The following is an 18,718-nucleotide window of genomic DNA, read 5'->3' as shown; positions in this document are numbered from 1 at the left end:
TCAGTAAGCACAGATTCCCTAAAACAAAAAAAAGATCCATCGCTTGTTACAGCGACTGAACCTTATTACCATTAATTTTTTTATAGTATTTATGACACGCTCGATAATAGAATATGAATAGAAAATAAGCAAACAACTGAAGTATAGAACCTATAAAATGAACATTTTCTCGCATACTTGTATCAACATTTATTGAAAATGCCTGTATGACAAAACCACAAAGCATAAATGCCATGAATTTCTGGTATGTTTTAAATGTTTTAACTTCAATAGGTTTATTATTATGAATGTGTAATAATAATTGAAAAACCCAATACATGAAGATGATGAATAAAAATTGCATAAACTGTACACCAATTTCACCTAGTATACTATGTCCTAGCCATTGACCTAGCTCTAAGAAAAATGTCATTACCGCCAAAATAATAGCGAAGTTTTTCGACCAACGCTTTAAATTATGGAACGTTGGCAGTAAGTGAATACCATATGCAAAAAATATATAGCCAATAAAATCTGGGAACATATCCGGTAATCCGAAAAAACTTGAATCTACAAAAACAAAGCACACCCCGTTAAATAAATGATCGTAAGGATTTTTCATTATTTCATACCCCTCTCATTTGTTTTCATCAAATAGTTACCATGTTCCTGTTGAATTTCATCTAAATAGTACTGCTTACTCGTATAATCGTAGGATTCGCTATAGCTTGGTTGTACAATAGGTTCATCCATATTTTGATGCTCTGCATAAACTAGGTTCCCTACCCATGCCAAGAAAGACAAAGAAAATGTCATGTAGACAAGTCTTCCCTTCGTAAGTCCTTTGTAATAAACGAACAAAATAAACAATGAGAGCGTAAGCATGAGGAACATACACACTATATTAGTAAGATCTTTTTCCGGATTGATAGTTAACTGTGCTGCATTTTTCAAATGGAACGATTGTCCTGTACCAATGCTGAATACAAATAGAAGAACAACTAGCGTCACTGGAACGGTTAGTATGGTTGCGATAGTAAATCTTTTTGTCTTTTTTATATGAGTCATTTCGAGTTCTTGACGTAATTGATTTGAGAAATCTATATCTGGATCTTTATCAGGGCGTTTTTTTAGTGCGTCAACTAAATCGTAATCACGTTCTTCCATCAATCATCCCTCCCAACCTTTTTTCGAAGCCTTGCCATTGCTCGGTGAAAATCAACACGTACCTTGACTTCCGAGATACCTATTATCGCTGCTGTTTCTTGTATCGTGTAGTCTTTTAGCATTCTGCAAATAATGATTGTCCGATCATGTGATTTTAATGTCATTAATGCTTCTTGTACTGCCTGCCATTGCTCATTTTTCTCCACAATCTCTAAAGGCTTTGGTACTTCCTTCAAGACGGGCTGCCAGCTAAGTTTTTCTGTTAATAAACGCTTTATTTTCTGCCTTCTATGTATATCTACTGCTGTATTCCGTGCGATTGATAAGAGCCAAATTTTCACTTTATCTTTATCCTTCAAATTATGTAACTGCTTCATCGCCTTAAAAAACGTTTCTTGTGTAATATCCTCTGCCTCTTGTTTGCTATTTGTATAATAAAGCGCAAAATGATACACATCACGATGATAACAATCGTACAAATGTTCAATTTTTAATATATCCTGACGCAAAACTTCACCCCACTTTCTACACTTACAAATAAGTCGTCGCAACTAATTATTTGTTACACTTTTTCAAATTATTTTCACAACTAGCGTAAAACACCTCGTTGTAAATATTAATCAGGTTGGTAGTGTCAATTCCGAGGCAAGCCATTCTAAAATGGATATGCGTAGTGTTATTGTGGAGGAATTAGCGAAGTTATTCCCGTCTGGGCGATGTCCAGTCTCCACTACAATCAACTATGTATCTTCTGGCATGTTGCTCTTTTTATATTTTGTCTTTTAAACAATAAAATGCCCTCCAACGATTATGGAGGGCATAGGCATAAACTACCCATTAAAGCCTTATTGGTGAAACAAAAAATCAGTGGAAGATGTGGACCCCACTGATTAAAGTTACACTTTATTGTACATCTGATTTAATCATCTCAAATAATAACGGCACGTTCGTTCCGCGTTGTAACGAATTACAGCCCTCCATTAAAAATGACCAGCTCATTTTCATTTTTTCTTTATACGAAAGCTCTGCATTAACTGGAAGATAGTCTTTTAAAAACTCTTCTATAGAACTCGATAAATTGTCCATAAATTCATCTGCCTTTTGCACCTTTTCCGTTGCTATTTCATTGCGCTCATTCCATAGTACATGCTCTAAGTTTGTAGAAAAATAAAATAGCTGGTACGGTATTCTTAATCGCTGAATGCTAAAATGATCATTCGCCACAAGGATTTTGGCATTATTCGCCTTCATTTCATTGCGTTGCTCGATTTGTTCCTTACGCTTCTCAGTTTTCACCAATATTGCATCTTCTGTATAGTATAGTTTTTGCTCAATATCTTCCTTTACTTTGACAAATTCGGGGTCAATAAAACAACCGTCTGCATCGGTAATATGAACAACAGCAGTTAAATCCTTCGCTAAAAACTTATACTTTTGCAAATAGTTCTGAATCACTCGCGTAACGCTATTTTTAATATTAGGTATCCGTTTATTGGCATCCCACTTCGTTAAAATATCTTCCCGTTGTACATCAAAGCGAATCGTAGAATTTGCAAAATGTTCATCTAGATAATCCTCTAAAACAATTTGCTCCGTCTGCCCCTCTACAATAATTAAAAGAACTTTTTTAGTCATGCTGGACACCCGCTTTTCTAAAGGCACGCTTAATTTTAAATATCTTCGTTTCTTTATAAACCTCTTCATCCTGTCCGCCCAACTGGATTGCACGTAAATAAACATCTCGAGCATTATTCACCTCTTTAATACCTTTTAGCTGCATATAACGACGTTCCTCGTTCGTTGTCGTAAACCATAAGTTTTTAATAGCAAGCACCTCTAACACGCGTAAATTATGAGACGTAAAAATAAGCTGGCCTTTTCCGTCCTCATCAATCACTGTTAACAACTCGCCTAATAAATATTCAAAAACACCAGAATCTAACTCATCAATTACTACACAAGCATTCGGGTTATTATAAACGGCAATGAGCACACTGAGTACAGAAATAATTTTCAAAATCCCTTCTGACTCTGTTCTTAGTGGTAATTCGCGCTCCCCTCGCTGTGATAAAAATTCAAAACGGACTCCTTTTTCTCCATTATCCATCGTTTGTTTTGTAATGACATTAATCTTAATAGTTAGACCCGGAATAATCGCTGATAATACACGATTACTTTGTTCTATTACTTCACATAACACATTAAACGTATCCTCTGGCAATAACGCTGGTCCTTTCAAATTGTAAGGGATAGAACCACGAGTTTTTTCTAGATGGATACTAAATGGCATGCTGCGCTCCTCAAATAATGGTGCGATATTTTGATTATTAACAACATGTAGATCTCGATTAAAATCTATTGCTAAATTATGAAGTAATTGCATTTCTAGCTCTGACAATCTGTCTTGTAATAATGGCTTTAAATCTTTGTGAAAGATAAAGGACGTATATTGTTTTTTAGATAGTTGATGAATGACTAGTAATTGGATACGCGTTTTTTCATTCATATCAGAAAGAGTAGCTTTACGTAGTTGTATGTCTTCCTCTGTAACATTAATTAGAATTTTTGAACGCTTACCTTTCTCATTCTCTCTGTAAGCTATACGTTCTTCCGTTGTGTACAGTCTGTTTTGATCTTCTTGTAACTCTACGTAATAATTAAGAAAAAAAGTGCCAAATGGATTTTCTACAAGAAACTCAAACTCAATACTTGCCGTATCCTCTCCTGCCATAATTAATCTCTTTTCTTGAGACGGTAATTTTATTTCAGTAATCCAGCCGGAGATCAGTGCCTTTAACAAGCCAAATGCATCAACAATAGTTGTTTTCCCTGAACCGTTTTGTCCGTATAAACCTACAACGTTAGCCTTAAAAAATGTCTCAAAATTCACCGTTAAAACAATTTCGCCATGTCGTACATTTCGTAAATTTTGTATCTTAATTTTCTTGATTTTTATAATGGCCATTTATCTAAACATCCTTTAAATGATATTTTCTTCTATTATAATTAATTTTGATATATTTTATAACATTTTCTACTTTAACGAATTATATCTTTATCGAATATGTACCTATTTTAATGCCAACAACGATCATAATAGAAGGCATATGTAGAGAAGAAAAGTGAAGAAAGATGTGTTTCATTAGCCAATCCGTATTTAAATCTCGACGATATTGTTATTAACATTCCGTTTTACCTGGTTCCGAAAAAAGCAAAAAAGCACTTCTCAAATTGAGAAGTGCTTTTATTAGCTAGAGCTGTAGGTTACATCATTCTTGGCATGCCGCCCATACCAGACATAGCTGGCATTGCTGATGCTGGTTCTGGAATATCTGCTACTACTGCTTCTGGTGTTAAGACAGAACATGAAGTAGTGTTATCTATTCTACTGAATCCTCACATTCAACTGCTAGTATATCTACGTAGTAATTTGGTGGATTTTTAGTAATTAATTATGATAACAGACTGGTAAATGGCGTACAAATAGAAAATTTCTCTCATTAATGAGTGCCATCATATAAATCATATTTTAAATTGTGTTCTACATACTGTGCTTCTTCCTCGGGCGATAGCAAACGAATTGCTTTCCCTGAATTTCTTGATTCATCGCCACCTTGAAGTTGCCATATGGAATTGTGTTCGTCAACGGCGTTTGAAAAATCACCTTCCGACCATCTTTCCAATATTGAAATATAAAGTTCTTTATATTTATAATTGCTTTTTTGGGAAATTTCCAACAATCGGTCAACTTTTTCTTGTGTTATTTGTTCATGACCCCATTTTACTTTAGCTTCAACCTTTTGGTGAGACATGCTGTGAATGGCTTCGTTCACTTTGTTTTCTATTAAGTTGTCAGGATAAAGCAACTCTTCTTTTGTAACAGTTTTACTTTCAAGAATTACTCCATTATGTTCAACAGTTGCTTTTTCTTTTTCAGGAACAGGTTTCTCCATTTGTTCAGTGAATTTGATGTAACCAAAAATCCCACCAAAAATGGCCATTATTACAATAATGACGATAACCGATTTTGTTTTTCTCTGCATATTATTAAACCTCACTTATAATTTGTATTCAGTATGAAATTTTGGTTTATTTTATGTAATTTGTTTAATAATAACAGAAGATTGAAACGAGGTACAATAGGTACTTACCGTTTTAGAGAGCACCTGTTCCGAAGTGTTTAATAAACACATCAAGCCAAAATCGTGGGTGGCTAGCATTTTGCTAGGTACATAACGTTTCGTTAGAATTTCGCCAACTTGTCCGTAATCGGCATCGTTTCTTTCCTTCTTGTTTTCCCAAAGATTGATATTGACCTATTTGCGAAATCAACATCGCTCCATTGCAAATTACAAATTTCACCTCTCCTAATAACTGTGCCAAGAATCAACACAATGATTAAGTAGTCACGATATGCCATGTATGTTTTCTCACGTCTTTTGATACGTCTATAGAAATTGAGCATTTGTTTAATCTGTTCGTCCGTAAAAACTTCAACTTTAGTATCCTGTTTTTGCATTTTGACCTTATGTGCAGGATTTTTCGCAATGACTTCACATTCAATCATGTAATTCAAGAACGCTCGTATTCTCAAAATTTTGGTATTAATTGTGCTTGGTTTATCACCTTTTTCTTGGCAAACCATCAAATGTTGTCGGACATGATTATAAGTAATATCCTCAACATTTATTACTTGGTTCTAAGTGCAATAATCAATGAATTTGCCTAAAAGCGTTTTGTAGTTTTGAATATTTGCTTTGCTCGTGTTTTTAAATTTCCTATCATCTAAAAAGTCTTGATATGCAAATTTAAGCAACAAAAAAACCACTCCTCTTGTTTACCGAGAAGTGGTTTTTGTTATTGAAATTAATTATTTACATAACTGCTTCACAAATTGGTTGAAAAATAGTAGTAACTATTTCACAAGATGAAGGAGAAAAACCCTTACATCATTCCTGGCATGCCGCCCATACCAGACATATCTGGCATTGCTGATGCTGGTTCTGGAATATCTGCTACTACTGCTTCTGTTGTTAAGAATAGAGCCGCTACAGATGCTGCGTTTTGTAGAGCTGAGCGAGTTACTTTCGCTGGGTCTACTACGCCCGCTTCGATCATGTTTACCCATTCGCCTGTCGCAGCGTTGAAACCTACACCAATTGCTTCACGTTTTAGACGATCCACAATAATTGAGCCTTCAAGACCTGCGTTGTTTGCGATTTGACGTACTGGCTCTTCTAAAGCACGTAGAACAATTTTCACACCTGTTGCTACGTCGCCTTCTTCTGCATCCGCAACTTTTTCAACTGCTGCATATACGTTAAGAAGTGCAGTACCACCACCTGATACAATACCTTCTTCAACTGCTGCACGAGTTGAGTTTAGAGCGTCTTCAATGCGAAGTTTGCGTTCTTTTAGTTCTGTTTCTGTTGCAGCACCAACTTTGATTACTGCTACACCACCTGCTAATTTTGCAAGGCGTTCTTGTAATTTTTCTTTATCGAATTCTGAAGTTGTTTCAGCAAGCTGAGCACGGATTTGACCAATACGGCCTTCGATTGCATCTGCACCGCCAACACCTTCTACGATTGTTGTATTATCTTTTGTCACAACCACTTTTGCGGCGCGACCAAGTGATGTAATATCAGCTGATTTAAGGTCTAAGCCTAATTCTTCTGTAATTACTTGACCACCTGTTAAAATTGCGATATCTTCAAGCATTGCTTTACGACGGTCACCGAATCCTGGAGCTTTAACCGCTACAGCATTGAATGTACCACGAAGCTTGTTCACTACAAGTGTTGCAAGAGCTTCACCTTCAACATCTTCAGCAATGATTAACAGTGGACGACCTTGTTGTACCACTTGTTCTAATAATGGTAATACTTCTTGGATGTTTGTAATTTTTTTATCAGTAATTAAAATGTATGGATTATCCAATACAGCTTCCATTTTATCTGTATCTGTTACCATGTAGTGTGATGCATATCCACGGTCGAATTGCATACCTTCTACTACATCAAGCTCAGTTGTGAAGCCTTTAGATTCTTCAATTGTAATAACACCGTCGTTACCCACACGTTCCATTGCTTCTGCAATTAATTGCCCTACTTCATCATCAGCAGCAGAGATGGCCGCAACTTGTGCGATTTCCTCTTTGTTGCTTACTGGACGAGAAATAGCGTTTAATTCTGTAAGTGCTGCTGCAACTGCTTTGTCAATCCCTTTACGAATGCCTACAGGATTTGCACCAGCTGTTACGTTTTTTAAGCCTTCACGAATAATTGCTTGAGCTAATACTGTTGCAGTTGTTGTACCGTCACCAGCGATTTCGTTCGTTTTAGAAGCAACTTCCGCTACTAATTTTGCACCCATGTTTTCGTATGGATTTTCTAGCTCGATTTCTTTTGCAATTGTTACACCATCATTTGTAATAAGTGGTGAACCGAATTTTTTTTCTAAAACTACGTTACGACCTTTTGGCCCTAGAGTAATTTTTACTGCGTTTGCTAATTTATCTACACCTTGTAGCATTAATGCACGTGCTTCTTCTGAGAATTTAATATCTTTTGCCATTTGAATTTACCCTCCTGGAATGGAATATTCGTTAAGCTTCATCAATATATTTATAAAAATTTCGCCATACTGTCATTGTCACTAATATGTTTTTTGTGACAATCACTAGCGGTATTTACTTTAAAAGGAATTCTCACCAAAACGTGTGGTTGATTTCCGTTCCGACTGGGCGCTTTGTTGCTGACGCTTCGCTTTCGCACAGAGTAAAGCTTCCTGGGGGCGTCCGATGAGTCATTGATCCCCAAGGAGTCGCCCAGCCTCCACTCCAATCAACCTATTTATACATAGTAGACGTTTTAAAAAATGTCATCCACAACTTTTGGTGATGAATCTTTAAAAGTATTAATTTATTCAATAATCGCAAGAATATCGCTTTCGCGTAAAATTAGGTATTCATTACCTTCATATTTAACTTCTGTACCAGAGTATTTAGAGAAAATAATGCGGTCGTCAACTTTAACGTCAAGCTCTACACGTTGTCCGTTCTCTAATATACGACCTGTCCCAACTGCTACAATTTTACCTTCTTGTGGCTTTTCTTTTGCAGAGTCTGGCAGTACAATACCGAATGCAGATTTTTCTTCTACCTCGATTAGTTCGATTACAATACGATCTCCTAGTGGTCTTAACAAGTGAAACAACCTCCTATTAATTAATTATAAGATTAACTCTATTAGCACTCTACCCATACGAGTGCTAACACAATTATTATGATAATCAATCACACTTTTTTTTGCAAGTCAGAACTTCGAAAAATTTTGTTTTCTTTCCATATTCCTCTACAATAGAAAGGTAACATAATGAATGGAAAGGATTTTGACTGTGAACAATTCTACAAAAATAAGTAAGCATAAAAAAACAGCCCTTTATGTTTTAGTGATTTATATCGTCATGCATCTATCAGGGATATTGCTAGCAAAGCCGTTTCACAAGCTTATTATGAGTACAACTGGTTTGCCTAGCGAGCAAGCTGCTCCTCTTACGCAAGGTTGGTATATTGCACTTAGCTTTGCCACTGCGTTAATTCTAAGCTTAATCCTAACATCTCGCGATAAAGCGTTTTGGGATATTTATAAAGGGAAGAAAGAAACGATACCACTGTCAATTATGTGGGGAATTATTGGTTTCTTCTTAGTTTTCTTTGGCCAAATGATTGGCGCAGCGATCGAAATGGCCATATTCGGTATCCAAGGTGGATCGCAAAACACAGCTGATATTGTAGCTATTGCAAAAGGTGCTCCTATTGCGATATTAGCGATAGTTGTTTTTGGACCAATATTAGAAGAGTTCGTCTTCCGTCGTGTTATTTTTGGATCGCTTGTCCAAACAACTAATTTCTGGATAGCCGGTATAGTAAGCGCCATTTTCTTTGCCCTTATTCATATGGACTTCTCACATATCTTGCTTTATACAATTTGCGGATTGATCTTTGCCTTCTTATATCACAAAACAAAACGCATTTGGACGTCCATTATCGCCCATGTCATGCTGAACGGTTTTGTGACACTTGTACAATTGTATGCAGAACCATTGCAAAAGTTTCTTCAAGAACTAGAAAAAATGCAATAAAAATCAGCGGGTGTTTGGACACCCGCTGAAAGAAGTTAAATTTAACTGTATCTATCACGACGAAAAAGCTCGATGCTACTAATTAGCATCGAGCTTCTATTATTATTGATTCAATTCTTCGATTTGACGTCTCTGCTGTTCAAGTGCCTCTTCTATCTGACGTTTTTGCTCAGCTTCTTGTTCTTCCTTCATTCGCATTTCCTCTGATTTTAAGTATTTCTTATAACCAATACGAGAAATCATAATGCTAATTTCATAAAGAACAAACAACGGTACTGAAACCATTAAGTGCGAAGCTAATTCAGGTGGCGCGATTAGTGCAGCACATACAAATAAACCAAAGTATGAATACTTACGAATACGAATTAGTAACTCAGGAGATAAAATCCCAATACGTGAAAAGAACAAGACTACAATCGGTAATTGGAAAAGGAAACCAAAAGGTATTGTAAGCTTAAATAAAAACGAAAAATATTCATGTATACCAATTGTTTGTTGAATTTCTAAATCGTTTGATAAATTCATCATAAACTTTATGACATAAGGAAATAGTAAAAAATACGAAAAAGACAGCCCTGCTAAAAACAATAAAAATGAATACGGTATATAGCTTAAAGTTGCTTTTCGTTCTACGTCCCTTAATCCCGGGCTAATAAAAGCCCACAATTGATACATCAATACCGGTGAGGATAGGATAAATGCTATTAAAAAAACTACTTGGATATAAATTGCAAGTGGTGTTACTACATCAAATGCATGGAGCTCTATATTGTAATTCGCTCCAGTACTTTGAAGGTATTTAACAAGTGGCTTTGCAACAAAGAAGCCGCCAGCCATAGCTAGAACAAAGAAAACGGCAACAATGAAAAGCCGTTTTCTTAATTCTTCTATATGTTCAATGACAGTTAGATCTCTTGGATTCATTCCACAAACATCCTAACTTACTTATCTAATTCTTTCTTTTTCTTGTCATCATCATCTTCGTCGGCTAAACCTTTAGTAGCATTTTTGAATTCACGTAATGTTGAACCAAATGCTTTACCAAGCTCTGGTAACTTCTTAGGACCAAAAATTAGTAATGCGACAATTCCGATAATAATGAGGCTCATAGGACCAATACCACCCATTAAAGCCACCTCCTCTTTATATCCATCATTTTAACGCATATTTAGCCATTTTGCTAACTAATTATATGTGAAAGTTTTTCGTCATTCTCTCAATTTTATACATACTTCTATTGAACAGAAACTGTGAGCTATGCTATCAATTATACCTCGGTCTAATTACGCCCTAAGGCTTTAACTTCTTTCAATGGGCGTTTGTACACCCGCTGAAAGAAGTTAAATTATGTACAATGATCACTCTTCCTGATTACGAATTAAATAAATAAGCGCCTGCAACTCTACCGACAAATCGATTGTTAAAAGTTGCATTTTATCTGGTACTGTAATACGCTCTGGCGTAAAGTTCAAAATTCCTTTTGCGTTCATCACTGCTAATCTATCAGCCATTTTCTGTGCAGAGCGTGGTGAAACTGTTAAAATTGCAAGCTCCGCTCCATATTCCGCATATTTTTCTTCCAATAAGTCAGGGTGAAAAACAGGAATATTGCTAATCATTTTCCCTTCTTTTGGGGCCTTCGAGTCAAATGCAACAACGATATGAGTATTGTGGTTTTTTTGAAAATTATATTTTAATAAAGCACTACCTAAATTCCCTACACCAATTAACGCAACTTTAGTCGCTTCATGTTGATCGAGCGTTTGGCTAAAAAATTGTAAGAGATGCTGCACATCATAGCCATATCCCTTTTTCCCAAGAGCACCAAAATAAGAAAAATCTCGGCGAATAGTTGCAGAATCAATTTTCATCGCTTCACTTAGTTCCTTCGACGAAATGCGTTCCATGCCTTCTTGTGCAAAGTTTTGGATAAAACGATAGTAAAGAGGAAGTCTTTTCGTAGTGGCTTGTGGAATTTTCAATTCTTGTTTCAAACTTTTTCCTCCTTAAAATGTATCAAATTCTATTTATGATACAGGCTTTATATTTCTAAATTTATAATATTCACTGGAGGATTTTCCTTTAGTTAATGGCGCTTTTACGCCACTAAATAAAGGGAAATCGTTTCAATCTTACATGACAGCTTGGAATAAGTAAAGCATCGACATTGCAAGCCAATCGCTCATCCATTACACTAAGGAAGAATTGAGGTGTCATGAATGATTGTTTTACAGGTCAATCAACTATATAAATCCTTCCTTGCAGATGAAATTTTAAGTGGCGTAAAATTAGAAGTTCAACATCGTGACCGAGTTGCATTAGTAGGTCGTAACGGTGCTGGTAAATCCACTTTACTTAAAATTATTGCTGGTCAAATGTCATATGACTCTGGCGATATTATTATCCCGAAAGGTATACAAATTGGATACTTAGAGCAGCATGCTGGTTTAAACTCAACATTGTCGATTTGGGATGAAATGATGACAATTTTTGAGCCGCTTATTGCCCAAGAACAAACGCTACGATCATTAGAACAACAAATGGCCGACCCAGCTGTTTATGAAAATCCTACTTTATATGCAAAAATAATGTCTGAATACGATCATTTACAACATAATTTTAAGGATGCGGGTGGCTATCAATATGAATCGGATACACGTTCTGTGCTTCATGGTATGCAGTTTTATCCTGAGGATTACCAAAAGTCAATTAGCTCACTATCAGGGGGACAACGGACGCGGTTAGCACTTGCTAAGCTTCTTTTAAGTAAACCTGACCTATTAATCCTTGATGAACCTACTAACCATTTAGATATTGAAACCCTCTCTTGGTTAGAATCATATTTAAAGGGTTATGAAGGGGCTATTCTAATTGTTTCCCATGACCGCTACTTCTTAGACCAGGTTGTTTCCATTGTCTACGAAGTATCTCGTCATCGCGTCACAAAATATACAGGCAATTATAGTGCCTATTTAGATGAGAAAGCGAAAAATTATGAGCGTGATTTGAAGCTATATGAACGTCAGCAAGATGAAAAGGCCAAGCTAGAGGAATTTATTCAAAAAAATATTGCTCGTGCTTCTACTACTAAAATGGCACAAAGTCGTCGTAAAATGCTCGAACGAACAGAATGGATGGACTCTCCCGAAGGTGATGAAAAGTCAGCAAGCTTCGGTTTTACAATTGAACGCCAAAGTGGTAACGATGTATTATCTATCGATGACTTAACGATAGGTTATGGTGATAAGAAAATATCAAGCGGCATCACACTACGCACTTTCCGAGAAGACCGCATTGCACTTGTTGGACCCAATGGTGTTGGTAAATCCACTTTATTAAAAACCATTGTCAAAGATTTGCTACCATTCACTGGAGAGATTCGCTATGGTACAAATGTTCAGATTGGTTATTATGATCAAGAGCAGGCAAAGCTATCGAGCAATAAAAGTGTTCTAAAAGAGCTATGGGATGAATGGCCTTTAATGAATGAAAAAGATATTCGCACAGCGCTAGGCCGCTTCTTATTCAGTGGAGTTGATGTAGATAAAACCGTGTCGTCTTTATCTGGTGGAGAAAAAGCCAGACTTGCATTAGCTAAGTTGATGATGCAAAAGGCAAATTTCTTAATTCTTGATGAGCCTACCAATCACTTAGACTTAGATAGTAAAGAGATACTGGAAAACGCACTTATTGATTATCCTGGAACGCTCTTATTCGTATCGCATGACCGATATTTTATCAATCGAATCGCTACTAAAGTAATCGAACTGTCTGGTGATGGTTCCTTTGAGTACTTAGGTGACTATGATTATTATCTTGAGAAAAAACAAGAGCTACTAGAAATCGCCCAAATGAAGGCTGCTGCTCAGCCGCAAGCGCAAGCTGATGTACCTGAGAAGATCTCTACTTCTAAAATTGATAAAGAGGCTAAAAAACGAGAGCGTCAAATTAGACGCACGCTTGAGGAACTAGAAGAGAAAATGCAACAAGAAAATCTTGAAATAGCTCGCTTAGAGGAAGCTCTTTGCGATCCTGAGATTTTCACAGACCACGAAAAAATTCCACAACTCCAGGATGAATTATCCACTTCTAAAGAACAGTACGAATTATTTGAAATGGAATGGCTGGAGCTAAGTGAAGAACTTGAAAATATTACCTTATAACATCCCCTACCGAACTTCTTTCTTTACATTGGGAGTATTGTAAAGCCATGTGCCTTGTCGCATGGCTTTTTACTTTACTCGTCTTCATTTTTCATATATATTGGTCAAGTGCTATTTTTCGACAAAAAATGCCCACAACTTTATACACACTATAAATCTAGTAATACCAACATATCAACAGACTTTTCCACATTGTCCACAATTCAAAAATATTTTATTCACATGATTCTGTGCAAAACAGGCTACTATATATTGAATAATCACAAGTTATGCACAAGTTATCAACATTTTGTGCATAAGTACGGATGTTCGCTCTTTTATTTTCGCCTTGCCTGTGGATAATTTTCTGAAAAATTTGTCAACTAATCAGATTTATATTTTCTTATGTCCACTGTTTTCTCAACATTTTTTTCACAAAAGCAAAAAAGAGGTGTTTTAGAATTAAATCTAAAACACCTCTTTCTGAAAGAATTTATACCCAGGATTTTAACTCCAATCCAGGACGACCGTTCATTGATAAATTGCCTCGAATATTCATTTCAAACATAGGTGTTGCTGCTGCCCCTATCATAGCAGCATTATCTGTACACAGCTTTAATGGCGGTACATACAACGGGATACCTTCTTCCGCAAATACTGACTCAAGTGATGTACGTAAGCCTTTATTTGCCGCTACACCTCCAGCTGCAATAACTTGTTTCACTTTATATTCACGTGCTGCCCGTAATGTTTTAGCTGTTAACACTTCAACTACGCTATCCTGAAATCCTTTGGCTACGGCAGTCGGAGAAATCTCTTCTCCACGCTGATCCATATTATGCTTATAATTAATAACTGCTGACTTTAAACCGCTAAAGCTAAAATCATAAGAACCTTCCTCTAACCACACTCGTGGGAAGGTTACAGCCTCATCTCCCTCGTGTGCTAGTTTGTCAATACGTGGACCACCTGGGTATGGTAAGCCTAAAACACGTGCAACCTTATCATAAGCTTCACCAGCTGCATCATCTCTCGTCTCACCAATGACTTCAAAAGAGCCATGTTCTTTCATATAAACTAGCTCTGTATGGCCACCTGATACAACTAGTGCTAATAATGGGAATTCCATCGGCTGTATAAGTGCGTTAGCATATATATGTCCAGCTATATGATGCACACCGATTATCGGTAAATCATTGGCAAATGCAAAAGCCTTCGCGGCATTAATCCCAATTAACAATGCACCTACAAGACCAGGACCTTCAGTAACTGCCACAGCGTCTAAATCAGTTGGCTTCATATTTGCCTGCGCTAATGCTTCTTCAATAACCACTGTAATTTGCTCAACATGATGACGAGATGCAATTTCAGGTACAACCCCACCAAATCGTTTATGACTTTCTATTTGAGATGCAACCACATTTGAAACAATTTCAGAGCCATTTCGAATAATCGCTGCTGCTGTTTCATCACAGCTCGATTCTATTGCTAATATAATTCGATCTTCCATCATAAATTCACCCACATGACAAGGGCATCCTCCCCGTTATCTGTATAATAGCCTTTACGTATGCCACCGTCTTGGAAATCAAGCTTTCGATAAAGATTTTGAGCAACTGTATTTGTCACTCGTACCTCTAAACTCATGACTTCCATACTATGGTCTTTCGCAATACGCATTGCCTCTCGCATTAACCCTTCACCAATTCCGCGACCGCGAGCAGCATCTATAACGGCTACGTTCGTAATTTGCGCTGCGTCTATTACCATCCACATTCCACAAAAACCGATAATGTTATTATATTCATCTATAGCTAGCACATAATGTGCATACTGATTTTCATGCACTTCATAATAAAAAGAGTCTAACGTCCATGGTGTAGTAAATGTAGCAAGCTCAATTTCATACACTACTGGGACATCTTCAGATACCATTTTACGAAATATTACATTACTACTCATGTGCCTTCTCCTTTTGTTCCTTCAGCCAATTCGCCTCCGCCTCTGCAATACGTTTGTATTGCGGGACAAAATGATGAACAGCATCCACACTTGGTAGCTCCACTTTCGTCGCTAATCGAACTGTTTCACTTGCTCTTGGCAAGTCATGACTAAATGGTATACGTTGAGCATAGTCACCTAGCACCTCTACGATTTTATGCCAAAACACATCTACATCTACTCCAACAAATAAAATCGGTGCCTCTAAAGCCTGTAAACGCTCTAACAGGCCATCAATATGATCGTGATAATCATCTATAATTGTTTCAAGCTCACGCCCTTTATAAACGGCCGTATAAACATTGCCTCTTCGCGCATCAAAAATAGGACAAATAAACCCATCATATAGTGCTGCATTTGCGGCTAATGACTTTAAGCTAGATACTCCAACTAAAGGCTTTTTCAATGTCCATGCTAATGTTTTTGCAAGCGTCACGCCTATTCGTACACCTGTATAAGAACCAGGCCCTTCTGATACAGCAATCGCATCCAACTCGCTTGGCTTTATACCAGCGTTTGCTAGCACTTCTTCAATGGCTGGCATAGCACCTGCCGAATGCGTTAATTTTATATTTTGTACAATCTCTGCGACCACTTTACCATCCCGTATTACAGCAATAGAAAGTGGTGCATTCGCTGTTTCAATCCCTAACCAAATCATTTCATTAGCTCCTCACATAATGCCTCATATCGCTTTCCCAGAGGTGTTAATACAAATCGTCGTTGATTTTCTCCCATTCGGTAAATTTCTATTGCAAGGCGCTCCTGTGGTAAATCCTGTTCAATCAAATGAGCCCACTCGACAACTGACACCGCATCACCATAAAATAACTCGTCCCATCCAAGGTCTTCATCGCTTTCTGCTAAACGATAAACATCTAAATGATTAAATGGTAACCGCCCTTCATATTGCTTTACAATCGTAAATGTCGGGCTATTGACTGTTCTCTTCACGCCAAGCCCCTTCGCTAATGCTTTCGTAAATGTCGTCTTGCCAGCGCCCAAATCACCCTCTAATGTAATTGTATCCTGGGCTTCTAGTACGCTTGCTAGCTTCAGCGCAAACTGCTCAGTATCATCAAGTGAATTCATTATTTTTTCATACATCATCTCTTTTTTCCTCTCCTAGCTCCATTACTTCTAGTTTACCGAAACAAGCGTAAATGTTCAAAGCATCCAATGGATTTTAAAAAAAACAATTACACCTTGGCGTAATTGTTGCAGCTTGTCGACAAAAAGAATATAAATTACTGTATATCGAATTAACAAAAGTGATGCTCATCATGGGATGAGTCGATAACTTGAAACTACTAATCAATTATGCCTCGGCATAATTGCGTCCGGAATCAGCTTTGTGCTTTGGCATGAGGGTAGGTTTGCCTAGTTTTTATACAAGGCAAACCTATTCATGTAGATTGCTAGAGAAAAACGAGATCATTTCAACGTCACTACTATACAACTTATGCAAGAAAGCATTCATCAAAAGCCTAAAACAATTATGCCTTGGAGTAATTATCGCTATCGCTACTACAACATGTGCAAAATGAAGAGACAACATCCTTATAAAAAGAAGTGCTTATTTTTTTTTACCCTTTATCTCACTAATCTCTTTTTTAACCAATTTATCATCTTTAAATTGTACATTATAAGCTTTTGTCATAAGTATTTCATCATTCCAGCGGTATTGATCTTTTTTCAATGTTTCTCCTGCTCCCCCTGCAATTTTTACTACCTCCATATATGTCATACCTTCTTTTATTTTTTCAAATTCCGCTTCATTCATATTTTTTTGCCAGTGGTACGCATTGGATTCCTCAATATCTAAGATAGAATCTCCACAGCCTACTAGTATTACAGCAGCACATATGAGCAAGCTTATATTAAGACGTTTTATGTAATAATAATTTCTCATGTAACACCTCCAAATCTTTTTCACACGAGAGAAATCGATAATATCATCGTCTTTTTTATAGTTAATGCCCTATTTGTTAGATTTATTACCTAGCTCTTTATTTCTATCACTCTTCATCAACTGTAGTGAAACGTAATGGTAAGGTCTCTACAAAAGCTACATCCTGTCTACTGACTTGTTTGTTAACACGGGCACTATAGGGTCTTTTCTAGTCTGTTTTATGCAGGGGTTCGAGGTATTCACCTCCATCTTAAATTGGATTGAATAAAAGAAATAATATTTTTAGAAATTATACATATCCACTAATTTCCTTATAATAACAATAAAAAAAGTTCTTATGATTTAAAAGCATCATAAGAACTATATTATCAATTATAATGGCGGTCCCGACCGGGATCGAACCGGCGATCTCCTGCGTGACAGGCAGGCATGTTAACCGCTACACCACGGGACCTCTTTAAGACATTTATAAATATATCATATGTAATTGAAGTATGCAATACTTTTTTATATATTTTTATTTTTATATTCTCTATCTTTTTCGTATCGACTTTGCAAATCTATTATGTCGACGTAAGATTGGATTTGACTTTGGCTTATGCCTGCAGATTTTTGCGTGAAAGCGAAGCGGCAGCACAACATGAAGGTCGACACGATATCGGTCATTTCGGTAATGCCACAGGGCGTGGCGTTTTTAGCCTTAGCTTTTCTATTTCAACGGGCGTTTGGCCCCCCTGAAAAGCAGCTTAACTTCGCATTCCTCACACCGTAGAGGTAGGAAAGTTTTGTATCTGACGCTATGCTTACGATACAAAAGACATTTGTAATTAATGTTTCACTTTCGCTACGAAAACACTCTTGCTGAAAAAAGAAAGAAGGTAAATATAAAAAGAGCAACTACAAAACACTAGTCTTGTAGCTGCTCTTTAATTGTTTTATCGTCAACAGCTTTAGCTTCTTGTCTATAATAAAAAAACAGCCAGCACACAGCTGACTGTTTATATTGCCTAGCGACGTCCTACTCTCACAGGGGGAAGCCCCCAACTACCATCGGCGCTAAAGAGCTTAACTTCCGTGTTCGGTATGGGAACGGGTGTGACCTCTTTGCCATCATCACTAGACTATTGTCGACCTCCAATACACGGCGTATTACTGCGTCAGCTTCTCTCGTTCAATCGGTCACGTACAGAGGTACGCTCCCTCATTCACTCGTTTGCTTCCTTGTACTACTTGTGTCTTGAAGCTCTCTTCGGCTTTCAATATAAGTCGCATTTCTTCGTCAGCTTCAGTCGTTCAGTCAGTCACGTACTTGAGTACGCTCCTTCCCTCTCTCCATCGCTTCCTCGAACTACTCGTATCTTGAAACCCTTGA

19 protein-coding genes, 1 tRNA gene and 1 rRNA gene are annotated in these 18,718 nt (G+C 37.0%); 2 read left to right on the top strand and 19 right to left on the bottom strand.

What is annotated here, in order from left to right; genetic code table 11:
• Nucleotides 1-46 precede the first annotated feature (46 nt).
• The 9 genes from B1B04_RS22700 to groES all read right to left on the bottom strand — a co-directional run bounded on the left by B1B04_RS22700 (nt 47) and on the right by groES (nt 8,354).
• The gene (locus B1B04_RS22700) at nt 47-601 is read right to left on the bottom strand and encodes a hypothetical protein (protein WP_079563622.1); all 555 of its coding nucleotides are present in this window, start codon (nt 599-601) and stop codon (nt 47-49) included.
• Nucleotides 601-1,146, bottom strand: coding sequence for a hypothetical protein (locus tag B1B04_RS22695; RefSeq protein ID WP_079563621.1), 546 nt, complete (start codon nt 1,144-1,146; stop codon nt 601-603). The genes B1B04_RS22700 and B1B04_RS22695 overlap by 1 nt, the downstream gene beginning before the upstream one ends.
• Nucleotides 1,146-1,655: an RNA polymerase sigma factor gene (locus B1B04_RS22690; RefSeq protein WP_170939059.1), complete on the bottom strand. Its 510-nt coding sequence runs from the start codon at nt 1,653-1,655 to the stop codon at nt 1,146-1,148. The genes B1B04_RS22695 and B1B04_RS22690 overlap by 1 nt, the downstream gene beginning before the upstream one ends.
• Before the next feature lie 394 nt (nt 1,656-2,049).
• Nucleotides 2,050-2,781, bottom strand: a complete 732-nt coding sequence (locus B1B04_RS22685; RefSeq protein ID WP_079563619.1) for a hypothetical protein — start codon at nt 2,779-2,781, stop codon at nt 2,050-2,052.
• Complete coding sequence (locus tag B1B04_RS22680; protein ID WP_079563618.1) at nt 2,774-4,111, bottom strand: AAA family ATPase; 1,338 nt, start codon at nt 4,109-4,111, stop codon at nt 2,774-2,776. Before B1B04_RS22680 ends, B1B04_RS22685 begins: the two co-directional genes overlap by 8 nt.
• A 535-nt stretch (nt 4,112-4,646) precedes the next feature.
• A complete protein-coding gene (locus tag B1B04_RS22675; RefSeq protein WP_079563617.1) occupies nt 4,647-5,189 on the bottom strand; it encodes a DUF6241 domain-containing protein in 543 nt (180 codons plus the stop codon).
• A 200-nt stretch (nt 5,190-5,389) separates the two neighbouring features.
• A complete protein-coding gene (locus B1B04_RS22670) occupies nt 5,390-5,713 on the bottom strand; it encodes a site-specific integrase (protein ID WP_240518376.1) in 324 nt (107 codons plus the stop codon).
• 377 nt (nt 5,714-6,090) lie between these two features.
• The gene (groL, locus tag B1B04_RS22665; RefSeq protein WP_079563615.1) at nt 6,091-7,722 is read right to left on the bottom strand and encodes a chaperonin GroEL; all 1,632 of its coding nucleotides are present in this window, start codon (nt 7,720-7,722) and stop codon (nt 6,091-6,093) included.
• Between the two features lie 347 nt (nt 7,723-8,069).
• A complete protein-coding gene (gene groES, locus B1B04_RS22660; RefSeq protein ID WP_079563614.1) occupies nt 8,070-8,354 on the bottom strand; it encodes a co-chaperone GroES in 285 nt (94 codons plus the stop codon).
• Nucleotides 8,355-8,526: 172 nt separating this feature from the next.
• Here groES and B1B04_RS22655 point away from each other — a divergent pair, with 172 nt between their 5' ends.
• On the top strand, nt 8,527-9,291 hold the full coding sequence (locus B1B04_RS22655) for a CPBP family intramembrane glutamic endopeptidase (protein ID WP_079563613.1): 765 nt from the start codon (nt 8,527-8,529) through the stop codon (nt 9,289-9,291).
• A gap of 102 nt (nt 9,292-9,393) precedes the next feature.
• Here B1B04_RS22655 and tatC read toward each other — a convergent pair whose 3' ends face one another.
• The 3 genes from tatC to B1B04_RS22640 form a co-directional block, all read right to left on the bottom strand.
• A complete protein-coding gene (tatC, locus tag B1B04_RS22650; RefSeq protein WP_079563612.1) occupies nt 9,394-10,215 on the bottom strand; it encodes a twin-arginine translocase subunit TatC in 822 nt (273 codons plus the stop codon).
• 17 nt (nt 10,216-10,232) lie between these two features.
• On the bottom strand, nt 10,233-10,418 hold the full coding sequence (locus B1B04_RS22645) for a twin-arginine translocase TatA/TatE family subunit (protein ID WP_010857065.1): 186 nt from the start codon (nt 10,416-10,418) through the stop codon (nt 10,233-10,235).
• A gap of 231 nt (nt 10,419-10,649) precedes the next feature.
• Nucleotides 10,650-11,285: a redox-sensing transcriptional repressor Rex gene (locus tag B1B04_RS22640; protein ID WP_079563611.1), complete on the bottom strand. Its 636-nt coding sequence runs from the start codon at nt 11,283-11,285 to the stop codon at nt 10,650-10,652.
• A 225-nt stretch (nt 11,286-11,510) separates the two neighbouring features.
• On the opposite strand from B1B04_RS22640, the gene B1B04_RS22635 reads away from it, so the two are divergent.
• Entirely contained in the window at nt 11,511-13,454 is a 1,944-nt protein-coding gene (locus B1B04_RS22635) for an ABC-F family ATP-binding cassette domain-containing protein (RefSeq protein ID WP_079563610.1), read from the top strand.
• Between the two features lie 472 nt (nt 13,455-13,926).
• Here B1B04_RS22635 and tsaD read toward each other — a convergent pair whose 3' ends face one another.
• The 7 genes from tsaD to rrf form a co-directional block, all read right to left on the bottom strand.
• Nucleotides 13,927-14,946 (bottom strand): tRNA (adenosine(37)-N6)-threonylcarbamoyltransferase complex transferase subunit TsaD, encoded by a 1,020-nt coding sequence (tsaD, locus tag B1B04_RS22630; protein WP_079563609.1) that lies wholly within the window; start codon nt 14,944-14,946, stop codon nt 13,927-13,929.
• Nucleotides 14,943-15,395 carry a ribosomal protein S18-alanine N-acetyltransferase gene (rimI, locus tag B1B04_RS22625; RefSeq protein ID WP_079563608.1) on the bottom strand — a complete coding sequence of 151 codons (453 nt, stop codon included), beginning with the start codon at nt 15,393-15,395 and terminating at the stop codon, nt 14,943-14,945. Before rimI ends, tsaD begins: the two co-directional genes overlap by 4 nt.
• Nucleotides 15,388-16,095, bottom strand: coding sequence for a tRNA (adenosine(37)-N6)-threonylcarbamoyltransferase complex dimerization subunit type 1 TsaB (gene tsaB / locus B1B04_RS22620; protein ID WP_079563607.1), 708 nt, complete (start codon nt 16,093-16,095; stop codon nt 15,388-15,390). Before tsaB ends, rimI begins: the two co-directional genes overlap by 8 nt.
• Nucleotides 16,092-16,541, bottom strand: coding sequence for a tRNA (adenosine(37)-N6)-threonylcarbamoyltransferase complex ATPase subunit type 1 TsaE (gene tsaE / locus B1B04_RS22615; protein WP_079563654.1), 450 nt, complete (start codon nt 16,539-16,541; stop codon nt 16,092-16,094). The genes tsaB and tsaE overlap by 4 nt, the downstream gene beginning before the upstream one ends.
• Nucleotides 16,542-17,010: 469 nt before the next feature.
• A complete protein-coding gene (locus tag B1B04_RS22610) occupies nt 17,011-17,346 on the bottom strand; it encodes a hypothetical protein (protein WP_079563606.1) in 336 nt (111 codons plus the stop codon).
• Nucleotides 17,347-17,724: 378 nt separating this feature from the next.
• Nucleotides 17,725-17,800, bottom strand: a tRNA-Asp gene (locus tag B1B04_RS22605).
• Nucleotides 17,801-18,351: 551 nt separating this feature from the next.
• A 5S ribosomal RNA gene (gene rrf, locus B1B04_RS22600) occupies nt 18,352-18,467 on the bottom strand.
• Between the last annotated feature and the right edge of the window lie 251 nt (nt 18,468-18,718).

The sequence above is a fragment of the Lysinibacillus sp. KCTC 33748 genome (assembly GCF_002237755.1).
GTDB lineage: Bacteria > Bacillota > Bacilli > Bacillales_A > Planococcaceae > Lysinibacillus.
This window is presented reverse-complemented; position numbering and strand designations above follow the sequence as displayed.